The following is an 11060-nucleotide window of genomic DNA, read 5'->3' on the forward strand; positions in this document are numbered from 1 at the left end:
GAGATCGGGGCCGTACGAGCGGCCCCCGTGACGGTTCCAGCCTAGCGAGTGGCAGATACTGGACGGCATGGCTTACGACGATCTTCGCTCGCTGCTGCGCGCACTCGAGCGCGAGGGCGACCTCAAGCGCATCAAGGCCGAAGTCGACCCCTATCTGGAAGTCGGGGAGATCGTCGACCGGGTCCAGAAGTCCGGCGGCCCCGCCCTGCTCTTCGAGAACGTGCGCGGCTCCGCCATGCCGCTGGCGATGAACGTGTACGGGACGGACCGCCGCCTCCTCAAGGCGCTGGGCCTGAAGTCGTACGACGACATCAGCGGGAAGATCGGCGGGCTGCTGAAGCCCGAGCTGCCGCACGGGTTCATGGGGGTGCGCGAGGCGTTCGGGAAGCTCGGCGCCATGACCCACGTACCGCCGAAGAAGGTCAAGGACGCGCCGGTGCAGGAGGTCGTGCTGCGCGGTGACGAGGTCGATCTGGAGCAGCTGCCCGCGCTGTTCACCTGGCCCGAGGACGGCGGCTCCTTCTTCAACCTGGGCCTGACCCACACCAAGGACCCCGAGACCGGGATCCGCAATCTCGGGCTCTACCGCCTCCAGCGCCACGACAAGCGCACCATCGGCATGCACTGGCAGATCCACAAGGACAGCCGCAACCACTACCAGGTGGCGGCACGGCGCGGCGAGAAGCTGCCGGTCGCGATCGCCTTCGGCTGCCCGCCCGCCGTGACCTACGCCTCGACGGCCCCGCTGCCCGGCGACATCGACGAGTACCTCTTCGCGGGCTTCCTCCAGGGCAAGCGGATCGAGATGGTCGACTGCAAGACGGTCCCGCTCCAGGTCCCGGCCAACGCCGAGGTCGTCATCGAGGGCTGGCTCGAACCCGGGGAGATGCTTCCCGAGGGCCCGTTCGGCGACCACACCGGCTTCTACACCCCGCAGGAGCCCTTCCCGGCGCTGACCATCGACTGTGTGACGATGCGGCGGCGCCCGCTGCTCCAGTCGATCGTGGTCGGCCGCCCGCCGACCGAGGACGGCCCGCTGGGCCGGGCGACCGAGCGCTTCTTCCTGCCGCTCCTGAAGATCATCGTGCCGGACATCGTGGACTACCACCTGCCCGAATCGGGCGGCTTCCACAACTGCGCGATCGTCTCGATCGACAAGAAGTACCCGAAGCACGCCCAGAAGGTGATGCACGCCATCTGGGGCGCGCACATGATGTCGCTGACCAAGCTGATCGTGGTCGTGGACTCCGACTGCGACGTCCACGACCTGCACGAGGTGTCCTGGCGGGCCCTCGGCAACACGGACTACGCCCGCGACCTGACGGTCGTGGAGGGCCCGGTGGACCATCTGGACCACTCCTCGTACCAGCAGTTCTGGGGCGGCAAGGCGGGCATCGACGCGACGAGGAAGTGGCCCGAGGAGGGCTACACCCGGGACGGGGGCTGGCCTGAGATGGTGCTCTCCGACCCGGACACGGCGGCGCTGGTCGACCGCCGCTGGAAGGAGTACGGCCTGTGAGCGCTTCGGCCGCGGCGGTTCCGGGTCCTGGCCGCACCAAGGCGTTCCTGCGCCTGGTGATGATCGAGCACTCCGTCTTCGCACTGCCCTTCGCGTACATCGCCGCGCTGACGGCGATGTTCCAGCTCGACGGGCGCATCGACTGGGTGACGCTGCTGCTGGTCACCGTGTGCATGGTGGGCCTGCGGACCTTCGCGATGGCCTGCAACCGGATCATCGACCGTGAGATCGACGCCCGTAACCCCCGCACGGCGAACCGTGAACTGGTCACGGGCGCCGTGTCGGTGCGGTCCGCCTGGACCGGCGCGGGCATCGCCCTGGTGGTGTTCCTGGGCGCCGCCGCCCTGCTCAACCCGCTCTGCCTGGCGCTCGCGCCGCTCGCGGTGATCCCGATGGTGGTCTACCCGTACGGGAAGCGGTTCACGAACTTCCCGCACGCCATCCTCGGCCTCGCCCAGGCCATAGGGCCGGTCGGGGCGTGGCTCGCGGTCACCGGCTCCTGGTCCTGGGACCCGGTGATCCTCGGCCTCGCGGTCGGTGTCTGGATCGGCGGCTTCGACCTGATCTTCGCCTGCCAGGACGTCCAGGCCGACCGCGCCCACGGCGTGAAGTCGTTCCCGGCCCGCTTCGGCATCCCGGCGGCGCTGTGGGGGGCGCGGGTCTGCCACGCCGTGACCACGGGTCTGCTGGTCTGGTACGCGCTGGCGACCGGCGCCGGGCTGTTCTTCTGGGCCGGACTGGTGGTCGTCGCGGTGGCGTTCGTCTACGAGCACACGATCGTGACGCCGCACGACCTGTCACGGCTGAACCGGGCGTTCTTCACCGTCAACGGGTTCATCGGGATTGCCCTGTTCGTGTGTGCGCTGATCGATCTGGTCGTTCGAGGTCTCACGCTGTAGCTACCGTGCGGCCTACCATCGAGTGCATGGACAGGGAGGCCGATGTGACCGTCACCGTCTCGGAGATCGACCGTCTGCACTCGCAGCTCAGCCGGCTTGAGGACATGTTCCCGGGCTACCGGACGGAGATTGTCGAGGGCGCCATCGTGATGAGTCCGGTGAAACCGCACCATAACGAGACAGTCTGTGAGGTGCGGAACGCGTTGAAGGCCCAGCTCTCAGAAGAGTGGGGCTGCATCATGGATGTCGCGGTTCCCTTCGATGACGAGAACGAGTTCTGCCCGGACCTCGCCGTCATCCCGAAGGCCGAGTCGGCGAAGAACCTCAGCGCCTACTCGCCCGATCTGATCGAGCTGGCCATCGAGGTGGTCTCCCCGGGCAGCATCCGCAACGACTACGAGATCAAGGACCGGGCGTACGCCCGGCGCGGTATCCCGCACTACTTGATCTTCGACCCGTACAAGGCGCACTGCGTGACCCACTGGAACCCGGGCCCGGACGGCTATCTGGGCCGGGACACACTGCCGTACGGCAAGACCGTCGTCGTGGAGACGGGCATCGGCAAGCTCTCCCTGGACACGGGCGGACTCCCGGTGGACCCGGGTGCTCCGGGATCGTCGCCTACGCCGTGAGCTCCGCGGCCCCTGCCCTCGTCCGCCGCCTGCGGAAGAGGAACGCCGCCGTCACCCCGCCCAGCAGCCCGAACAGGTGCGCCTGCCAGCTGACCCCGCTGTCGACGGGGAGCACGCCCCACAGGATCGAGCCGTAGAGAGCGGCCACCGCAAGACCGATCAGCACATCACGCACGCTGCGGTCCACGAAGCCTCGCGCCAGCACGTAGCCGAAGAGCCCGAAGACGACGCCCGAGGCGCCCAGGGTGACCGAGTCGGGCGGGGAGGTCAGCCAGACGCCGAGGCCCGAGGCCACGACGACGGTGAGGACGATCCCGGCGAAGCGGCCCGCGCCGGCCCCCAGCGCGGCGAGGAACCCGAGCACGAGCAGCGGCAGGCTGTTGGCGGCGACATGGCCGAAGCCGACGTGGAGGAACGCGGCGGGGACGATGTCGGCCAGCTCCGACGGTTCGCGTGGGGTCACCCCGTAGCTGTCGAGCGCATGGCCCGTCGCGAAGTCGGCGAGCTCGAGCACCCACAACAGGGCCACCCAGCAGAGCATCAGCACGGCGGCCATGGCGGCGCGGCCGGTCCAGGCCGGTCGCGTGGATCCTGCGGACCCCGCGGATCCCGGCGTTCCGGTGGGCATTACTGCCATAACGGCCCCCCTGCGCTTCCTGTGTCTCCCCTCGGAAACGTCCGGGGCACCTTACTCAGTTCCGCCACCACGTGGCCGGATAGGCTCGATCCCATGAATGACGCCAACCGCATCCCGTGGGTCGTCGGGGTCTCCGGAGCCTCGGGCACCCCGTACGCGGCAGCCGTGCTGCGAGGGCTGCTCGACGCGGGCGAGAGCGTGGATCTGGTGGTGTCGCGCGCGTCGCGGCTCACCCTCCTGGACGAGACGGGGATCGCCTTCCGTGACGCGCACTGGCAGGACGATCTGCGCGAGTGGCTGACCCGTGGGGCGGACGGCAAGCCCGGCACGTTCACGGTGGACGACGCGGCCGTGGCGGACGTACGCCACTGGGCGGCCGGGGACCTCGCGGCCGGGCCGTCCTCCGGGTCGTACCCGGTCAAGGGAATGCTGATCGTGCCAGCGTCCACGGCGTGCGTCGCGGGCGTGGCGCTCGGGCTCTCGAAGGACCTGCTCCAGCGCACGGCGAGCGTGACGCTGAAGGAGCGCCGCAAGCTGGTGGTCGCGCTGCGGGAGACCCCGCTGAACGGGCAGACCCTCAGGCATCTGGTGACGCTGGACGAGGCGGGCGCAGTGGTGCTGCCCGCCTCTCCGGCGTTCTACGCGGGCGCGACGCACATCCAGGATCTCGTGGACTTCGTCGCGGGGCGGGTGCTGGACGCGGCAGGGGTGCCGCACCGGCTGTACCGCCGTTGGGAAGGGGAACTGGGGGGTGCCCAGTCCCGAAGTGACTAGCCGGCCGGCTGAGGACTAGCGCTTCTTGGCCGCGCGGCGGGCGAGGCGGACCGAGTCCCGGTCGATGCGGTACGCAGCGGCAGGCTGGTGGGCACGCGAGCGGTTGGCCAGCTCCTGAAGCTGCCTCATGTGGGCGTGGGCCATCTCGATCGTGTACACGGTGTGTGTCATCTCCTGTATAGATCGTTTTTGATCGTTTGAAAGATTCACAGGGTGTCGGCCCTGTGTGCCTTAGATTCTACACGTAAACTTGCGGTATCGCTGAATAATGGAAGGCTCAGGCATATGGACGCCGTGGATAGGCAGCTCATCCAGGCTCTGCGCGAGAACGGCAGGGCTTCGTACGCCGAGCTCGGCCGGCTCGTGGGACTCTCCGGTCCCTCCGTCACCGACCGCATCAACCGCCTGGAGGCGGCCGGAGTCATCACCGGCTACCGGGCGACCGTCGACGCCGCACTGCTCGGCCTCGGCGTCACCGCGCTCGTCGGTATCTCGCTCTCGGACGCCGCCGACCACGAGGACGTGGCGCGCCGGCTGCGCGACCTCGCGGAGATCGAGGACTGCTGGTTCATCGCGGGCGACGACTCGTACATGCTCAAGGTCCGTGCCGGCGACGTCGACGGTCTGGAGAAGACCATCCGCCGGCTGTCCGGAACGAAGGGCGTCTCGCGTACGCGTACCACGATCGTGCTCTCCACGAAGTGGGAGAACCGGGTCGGGGAGCTGCCCGAGCAGCCCTAGGCGTAACGTGGGTGAGGCCTCCGGGGGTGGTCCGGGGGGCGTCCTTCAGGGGACGCATCAGGACTCAGGACTCGGCGACGAGGCCAGGACAAGTGGGAGGCGGCCGCATGGATGCGGGGCTCAAGCGCGAGCTGGAGGAGAAGGTCCGGACCGGCGAGCGGCTGAGCCGCGAGGACGGTATCGCCCTCTACGAGTCGGACGACCTGGCCTGGCTCGGTGGCCTCGCCCACGAGGTGCGCACGCGCAAGAACGGTGACGTGGTCCACTTCAACGTCAACCGCCACCTCAACATGACCAACGTGTGCACCGCGTCGTGCGCCTACTGCTCGTTCCAGCGCAAGCCGGGCGAGAAGGACGCGTACACCATGCGCATCGAGGAGGCCGTGCGCCTCGCCAGGACGATGGAGAGCGAGAACCTCACCGAGCTCCACATCGTCAACGGCCTCCACCCCAACCTGCCGTGGCGCTACTACCCCCGCTCGCTCAGCGAGCTGAAGAAGGCGCTGCCGAACGTCTCGCTGAAGGCCTTCACGGCCACCGAGATCCACCACTTCGAGACGATCTCGGGCCTGAGTGCGAGCGAGATCCTGGACGAGCTGATCGACGCCGGTCTGGAGTCGCTGACCGGCGGCGGCGCGGAGATCTTCGACTGGGAGGTCCGCCAGCACATCGTGGACCACCGCACCCACTGGGAGGACTGGTCCCGCATCCACCGCCTCGCGCACGAGAAGGGCCTCAAGACCCCGTGCACGATGCTGTACGGGCACATCGAGGAGTCCCGCCACCGCGTGGACCACGTGCTGCGGCTGCGGGAACTCCAGGACGAGACCGGCGGCTTCCAGGTCTTCATCCCCCTGCGCTACCAGCACGACTTCGTGGACGTGAAGGACGGCAAGGTCCGCAACACCCTCCAGGCGCGCACGACCATGGCGACCGGCGCCGAGGCGCTGAAGACCTTCGCCGTCTCCCGGCTGCTGTTCGACAACGTCCAGCACGTCAAGGTGTTCTGGGTGATGCACGGTGTGCAGACCGCCCAGCTCGCGCTCCAGCACGGTGCGGACGACATGGACGGCTCGGTGGTCGAGTACAAGATCACCCATGACGCCGACAACTACGGCACGCCGAACAAGCTCACCCGTGACGATCTGCTGGATCTGATCCGGGACGCCGGTTTCCGGCCGGTGGAGCGGAACACGCGCTACGAGATCATCCGCGAGTACCCGGGCCCGGACGAGGGCCGCCGCGAGTCGCCGCAGCCGATGCGGGTCTGAATCCTGTCGGGCGCCGGACTCCCCCGGGGACCGGCGCCCGCCCCTCGCGGCGCTGCGAGCAGGGTCACACACCCCCACAAGCGGGACACTCAGGGCCGGTTGTTACCGTCGACCGCATGGCCCTCTCCTTCCGGCTCGACCCGCCCATCGACCCCGCCCTGCGGGACGGTGTGCTCGCGCTCTGGACCGACGTGTCCAACGCGGGCGGCGCGGTCGGATTCGTGGCGCCGGTGACGGTGGAGGACATCAGGTACGAGTGGCTCAAGCACCTGACCGGACTGGCCGAAGGGCAGAAGCGGCTCCTCGTCGGGTACGACGAGGACGGGCGGCTCGCCGCCGCCGTGTTCCTCACCCACAACACGCACCGCCTGATGCGGCACTGGGTCTGGCTGTACACCGTGATGGTCCACCCGCGTCACCAGGGCAGGGGATACGGCCGCGACCTCCTCGACGCGGCGGCCGACGCTGCCCGTACCCTCGATGGCATCGAGGCCGTACGCCTCAGCTGCCGCGGTGGGATGGGACTGGAGAACTTCTACGCCTCCTGCGGCTACAAGGAGGTCGGACGGGTGCCGGGTGCGATTCGGGTCGCCGACGGCGACGACCGCGACGAGATCACGATGCTGCTCCCCCTGAACTGATCATCACCACTGATCACACAGAAAGGCCCCACCGCCGTGTCCGACAGCAAGATCAGCCCCGCACTCCGGTACACGCTGATGCGTCTCGGCATCTTCGCCGGCTGCTTCCTCGCCCTGTGGGGCCTCGTGTACCTGAGGGTCCTGCCGCGCGGACTCGGCGACTCCAACCTGCTGTGGGTGCTCGTACTCGCCGTGGTGATCTCGGCGCCGCTGAGCTTCGTGCTGCTGCGCAAGCAGCGCGAAGCGATGGCGGAGCAGATCGCGGTGAAGGTCGACCGGGCGAAGTCGCGCCTCGAGTCGAACCGTTCCCAGGAGGACGGCGCCGTGTAGCCGCGTAAGCTTCCTCACACCCAAGTCCTGTGCCCTGCGGCAGGAGCGTTCGCTCCTGCCGCAGGGCACAGGCGTGTTGGGCCCCGAACCAGCGGGCACTGTCTCAAAGAGATGCTTTGAGCTCCTCAAAGTTCAAGTGTTAACGTCATCGCATGACGACAGCAGTGCGCCTTCACGCAGCCATGAGCACCCCGCTCGTGGCGCGCCTGCATGTCGATCTCTGCCGCTGTATGTCCGCGGTCTGTTGCCGCTCCATCTGACCCGGCATCACAGCGGCGCAGCCCTGTTCCCCAGGCACGTGCGCCGCACCCCAGTCCCCCGTATTCACCCGATACGCCTCACCGGAGTGTGTCCGTGTCCGCGAACCCCGCGACGCCCACCCCTGCCCGCCGCCGCATACCCGGCATACCCTCGGTCCCGTTCTGGGCGCAGATCGTCACCGGTCTCGTCCTCGGGGCCCTGCTCGGCTGGCTCGCCCGCAGCCAGGACATCAGCTGGCTGCACACCACGCTCGGCCAGATCGGCGACATCTTCGTCCAGCTGCTGAAGCTGGCCGTCGCCCCGCTCGTCTTCTTCGCGATCCTGGTCTCGATCACCAACCTCCGCAAGGTCAACAACGCCGCCCGGCTGGCCGGCCGCACCCTGCTCTGGTTCATGATCACCTCGCTGATCGCCGTCGCGATCGGCCTCGCCATCGGCCTGCTCACCGACCCCGGCGCGGGCACCGGCCTCACCCCCAAGGACGGCGCGAAGCCCGACCACGCCGGCTCCTGGATCGACTTCCTGACCGGCATCGTCCCGACCGACGTCGTGACCCCCTTCACCGAGCTGAACGTCCTCCAGATCGTCTTCATGGCCGCCGTCGCCGGTATCGCGGCCCTCAAGCTCGGCGACCGCGCCAAGCCCGTGCTCGCCCTCAGCGAAGCCGTGCTGGAGCTGCTCCAGAAGGCCCTGTGGTGGGTCATCCGCCTCGCCCCGCTCGGCACCGTCGGCCTCATCGGCTACGCGATCGCCGACTACGGCTGGGACCTCATCGGCAAGTACGCCACCTTCACCGCCGACGTCTACATCGGCTGCGCCATCGTGCTGTTCGGCGTCTACCCGCTGCTCCTCGCGACGGTCGCCAAGCTCAACCCGCTCCAGTTCTACAAGGGCGCCTGGCCCGCCATCCAGCTGGCCTTCGTGTCCCGCTCCTCGGTCGGCACCATGCCGGTCACCCAGAAGTCCACCGAGCGCCTCGGCGTCCCGAAGGAGTACACCTCCTTCGCGGTCCCCTTCGGCGCGACCACCAAGATGGACGGCTGCGCCGCGATCTACCCGGCTCTGGCCGCGATCTTCATCGCCCAGATCTTCGACGTGCAGCTCGGTATCCAGGACTACCTCCTGATCGCCTTCGTCTCCGTCGTCGGCTCCGCCGCCACCGCCGGCCTCACCGGCGCCACGGTCATGCTGACCCTGACCCTCTCCACCCTGGGCCTGCCCCTTGAGGGCGTCGGCCTCCTCCTGGCCATCGACCCGGTCCTCGACATGATGCGCACCGCCACGAACGTCGCGGGCCAGGCCCTGGTCCCGGTCATCGTCGCGGCCCGCGAGAAGATCCTCGACCTGGACGCGTACAACTCCGCGTCGGCCTCCCCGGTCGACGAGCCCGAGCCGGAGCCGCGCGCCACCGACGAGCCGGGTGCGGTACCGGCGGTGGCGTAAGACCGCACCGCTTGCATGACGGGAGCGCCCCCGAGTCGACCGACTCGGGGGCGCTCTCTTGCATGGGGCGCTTGGGCCACGCGGTTTGGGTAGCTTCATGGTGTTGCCGCAGAACGGAGTTCGCCGTGTCGCAGAGCATCGAGGAGCACACCGGCGCCCGGATCGCCCGTGTCCGGAAGCAGCGCGGTCTGACGCAACAGGGGCTGGCGATGAGGGCCCATGTGTCCAAGTCGCTGCTCTCGAAGGCGGAATGCGGGCAGAAGCCCGCCTCTCCGGCTCTTGTGGCAGCGTGTGCCCGTGCGCTGGGCGTCTCCACGTCCGAGCTGCTCGGGCAGCCGTACGCCGAGGAACTGCGCCGGGACCGGATGGACGCGCTGATCCAGCCGATCCGTGAGGGGCTGGAGAACTGGGACATCCCGCTTGACTGGGAGACGGCTCCCCGTCCGGCTGTTCTGATCCGGGCTGATGTCCAGCGAGCCTTGGTACAACGGCGGCAGGCGCAGTACACGGACATGGTGCGCGACCTGTCTTCGCTGATCGAAGAGTCAGTGCAGGCCACACATGCCAGCGGAGGGGAAGAGCAGCGTTTGGCCTATGAGTGCCTGGCGGGGACGTTCCGTTGTGTGTTCACGGTCGCTTGGAACTTCGGCTACATCGATCTGGCGACCGTCGCGTTGGACCGTCTGGCATGGACCGCACCGCGCGCTGATGAGCCGGGACTGGCTGCCATGCACGCGTACTTGCGTGCCCAGACGACTATGTCGTCCGGCCGCTATGATGTGGGTATCCGTGTGATCGACCGCGCGCTGCGCGACCTCGACGGCCAGGAATCGCGCCGACCGGCAGGCGTTGATGCGATGCGGGGCGTGATGCAGCTGCGGGCTGCGGTGATCGCGGGCCGGATGAAGGACCGGGACCATGCGGACGCCCGGCTGGCCGAAGCCCGTACCCTCGCGCGGACCACGGGTGAGCTACCGGACTTCGGTGTTACATGGGGTCCGGTCAATGTCGGTGTACACGCGGTGGCCATCGCCTCCGAGATGGATGACTTCGGGCGCGCGATCGAACTCGCCGAGGACGTACTCATCCCGCGCGGCTGGACCCGCTCCCGGGCCGGCCACCACTGGATGGACCTGGGCAGGGCCCACGCCTGGGCAGGCCACCCGGCGCAGGCACTGGACTGTCTGCACAGGGCCCGGCTCACCGCCCCGCAGCAGACGCGCTACCACCCGACAGTGCGAGACACCGTGCTTGCCCTGAAGCGGCAGGAGAAGACGCGCGGCAACGCGCTGGCGCGATACGCGGAGTGGGTCGGGATATAGCAGGTTGAGCGCGAAGGGAGTTGCACCGAGAGGTGCAACTCCCTTCTGCCCGCGGTCGACAGGCTGAGGCCTCGTTAGGACCCCCGCGACCGGGGCTACGGTCCGGGGGCATGGCCAACGCTGACAAGGAGCGTCGACATGCCGAACTGCATCGCCCACGTTTTCGAGCCCCCGTGCCGTTATACCGGACCGTTTCACGGCGTCAACGCAGCAGAGGTCCGGGCATGGTGAACCCGACGACTCAGCTACGACTGCTTCCCTGGGCAGGGCGGGACGGCAAGCCGTGCTATCTCGCGGGTGATGGCGCGGGGTACCTGTCCCGGCTCGCGGACAACATGGAGTCGGCCCAGCTCGGCCTGGCCGGTGAACTCCTCCAGGAAGCCCAGCACGTCCTGGACACCCGTCAGTGGACCCCAGGAGAACTCCACCTGCTGGCGGTCCAGCTGACCGAGGCGCTGACCAATGTGCACCGGATCGCTACGAGCCGGGGCGGCCGCTTGGCTCCAGCGCCCCTACGAAGACCTCGACGCCATCGACGAGCTGGATGCTCCGGAACGCACACGGCTCGCCTAATCTGCGCCCTGCCGCAC

General features: G+C 68.6%; 13 protein-coding genes. 10 read left to right on the forward strand and 3 right to left on the reverse strand.

Features of this window, described 5'->3' with window-relative positions:
• The first annotated feature begins 67 nt into the window (after positions 1-67).
• From ACFV6V_RS14230 to ACFV6V_RS14240, 3 genes are read left to right on the forward strand one after another with little or no spacing between them, the layout of a single operon-like run.
• Positions 68-1519 (forward strand): menaquinone biosynthesis decarboxylase, encoded by a 1452-nt coding sequence (locus tag ACFV6V_RS14230; protein ID WP_385563871.1) that lies wholly within the window; start codon positions 68-70, stop codon positions 1517-1519.
• Positions 1516-2418: a menaquinone biosynthesis prenyltransferase MqnP gene (gene mqnP / locus ACFV6V_RS14235; RefSeq protein ID WP_385563874.1), complete on the forward strand. Its 903-nt coding sequence runs from the start codon at positions 1516-1518 to the stop codon at positions 2416-2418. Before ACFV6V_RS14230 ends, mqnP begins: the two co-directional genes overlap by 4 nt.
• A 26-nt stretch (positions 2419-2444) precedes the next feature.
• Positions 2445-3050: a Uma2 family endonuclease gene (locus tag ACFV6V_RS14240; protein ID WP_385563877.1), complete on the forward strand. Its 606-nt coding sequence runs from the start codon at positions 2445-2447 to the stop codon at positions 3048-3050.
• Here the strand turns inward: ACFV6V_RS14240 and ACFV6V_RS14245 are convergent.
• Positions 3040-3606, reverse strand: a complete 567-nt coding sequence (locus ACFV6V_RS14245; protein ID WP_385564012.1) for a rhomboid family intramembrane serine protease — start codon at positions 3604-3606, stop codon at positions 3040-3042. The genes ACFV6V_RS14240 and ACFV6V_RS14245 overlap by 11 nt on opposite strands.
• Before the next feature lie 174 nt (positions 3607-3780).
• Between ACFV6V_RS14245 and ACFV6V_RS14250 the strand changes: the two genes are divergently transcribed.
• A complete protein-coding gene (locus ACFV6V_RS14250; protein ID WP_385563879.1) occupies positions 3781-4461 on the forward strand; it encodes a UbiX family flavin prenyltransferase in 681 nt (226 codons plus the stop codon).
• 15 nt (positions 4462-4476) lie between these two features.
• Here ACFV6V_RS14250 and ACFV6V_RS14255 read toward each other — a convergent pair whose 3' ends face one another.
• Positions 4477-4632: a hypothetical protein gene (locus ACFV6V_RS14255; protein WP_385563881.1), complete on the reverse strand. Its 156-nt coding sequence runs from the start codon at positions 4630-4632 to the stop codon at positions 4477-4479.
• A gap of 114 nt (positions 4633-4746) precedes the next feature.
• Here ACFV6V_RS14255 and ACFV6V_RS14260 point away from each other — a divergent pair, with 114 nt between their 5' ends.
• The 6 genes from ACFV6V_RS14260 to ACFV6V_RS14285 all read left to right on the forward strand — a co-directional run bounded on the left by ACFV6V_RS14260 (position 4747) and on the right by ACFV6V_RS14285 (position 10470).
• Complete coding sequence (locus tag ACFV6V_RS14260) at positions 4747-5202, forward strand: Lrp/AsnC family transcriptional regulator (protein ID WP_385563882.1); 456 nt, start codon at positions 4747-4749, stop codon at positions 5200-5202.
• A 107-nt stretch (positions 5203-5309) separates the two neighbouring features.
• Positions 5310-6473 (forward strand): aminofutalosine synthase MqnE, encoded by a 1164-nt coding sequence (gene mqnE / locus ACFV6V_RS14265; RefSeq protein WP_385563885.1) that lies wholly within the window; start codon positions 5310-5312, stop codon positions 6471-6473.
• Positions 6474-6589: 116 nt separating this feature from the next.
• Entirely contained in the window at positions 6590-7114 is a 525-nt protein-coding gene (locus tag ACFV6V_RS14270) for a GNAT family N-acetyltransferase (RefSeq protein WP_385563888.1), read from the forward strand.
• A gap of 36 nt (positions 7115-7150) precedes the next feature.
• The gene (locus ACFV6V_RS14275; protein ID WP_385563891.1) at positions 7151-7444 is read left to right on the forward strand and encodes a DUF4229 domain-containing protein; all 294 of its coding nucleotides are present in this window, start codon (positions 7151-7153) and stop codon (positions 7442-7444) included.
• A gap of 354 nt (positions 7445-7798) precedes the next feature.
• Positions 7799-9148, forward strand: a complete 1350-nt coding sequence (locus ACFV6V_RS14280) for a dicarboxylate/amino acid:cation symporter (RefSeq protein WP_385563894.1) — start codon at positions 7799-7801, stop codon at positions 9146-9148.
• A 125-nt stretch (positions 9149-9273) separates the two neighbouring features.
• Positions 9274-10470: a helix-turn-helix domain-containing protein gene (locus tag ACFV6V_RS14285; protein WP_385563896.1), complete on the forward strand. Its 1197-nt coding sequence runs from the start codon at positions 9274-9276 to the stop codon at positions 10468-10470.
• A 245-nt stretch (positions 10471-10715) separates the two neighbouring features.
• Here the strand turns inward: ACFV6V_RS14285 and ACFV6V_RS14290 are convergent, their stop codons facing one another.
• Entirely contained in the window at positions 10716-10940 is a 225-nt protein-coding gene (locus ACFV6V_RS14290) for a hypothetical protein (protein ID WP_385563899.1), read from the reverse strand.
• Positions 10941-11060 lie beyond the last annotated feature (120 nt).

The organism is Streptomyces sp. NPDC059828 (genome assembly GCF_042731955.1).
Taxonomy (GTDB): domain Bacteria; phylum Actinomycetota; class Actinomycetes; order Streptomycetales; family Streptomycetaceae; genus Streptomyces.

What these genes read in the sequence shown, in the direction of transcription:
- ACFV6V_RS14230 (WP_385563871.1), top strand. Translation starts at nt 68, where the DNA reads ATGGCTTACGACGATCTTCGCTCGCTGCTGCGCGCACTCGAGCGCGAG.
- ACFV6V_RS14250 (WP_385563879.1), top strand. Translation starts at nt 3,781, where the DNA reads ATGAATGACGCCAACCGCATCCCGTGGGTCGTCGGGGTCTCCGGAGCC.
- mqnE (WP_385563885.1), top strand. Translation starts at nt 5,310, where the DNA reads ATGGATGCGGGGCTCAAGCGCGAGCTGGAGGAGAAGGTCCGGACCGGC.
- ACFV6V_RS14270 (WP_385563888.1), top strand. Translation starts at nt 6,590, where the DNA reads ATGGCCCTCTCCTTCCGGCTCGACCCGCCCATCGACCCCGCCCTGCGG.
- ACFV6V_RS14255 (WP_385563881.1), bottom strand. Translation starts at nt 4,632, where the DNA reads ATGACACACACCGTGTACACGATCGAGATGGCCCACGCCCACATGAGG.
- ACFV6V_RS14260 (WP_385563882.1), top strand. Translation starts at nt 4,747, where the DNA reads ATGGACGCCGTGGATAGGCAGCTCATCCAGGCTCTGCGCGAGAACGGC.
- ACFV6V_RS14240 (WP_385563877.1), top strand. Translation starts at nt 2,445, where the DNA reads ATGGACAGGGAGGCCGATGTGACCGTCACCGTCTCGGAGATCGACCGT.
- ACFV6V_RS14245 (WP_385564012.1), bottom strand. Translation starts at nt 3,606, where the DNA reads ATGGCCGCCGTGCTGATGCTCTGCTGGGTGGCCCTGTTGTGGGTGCTC.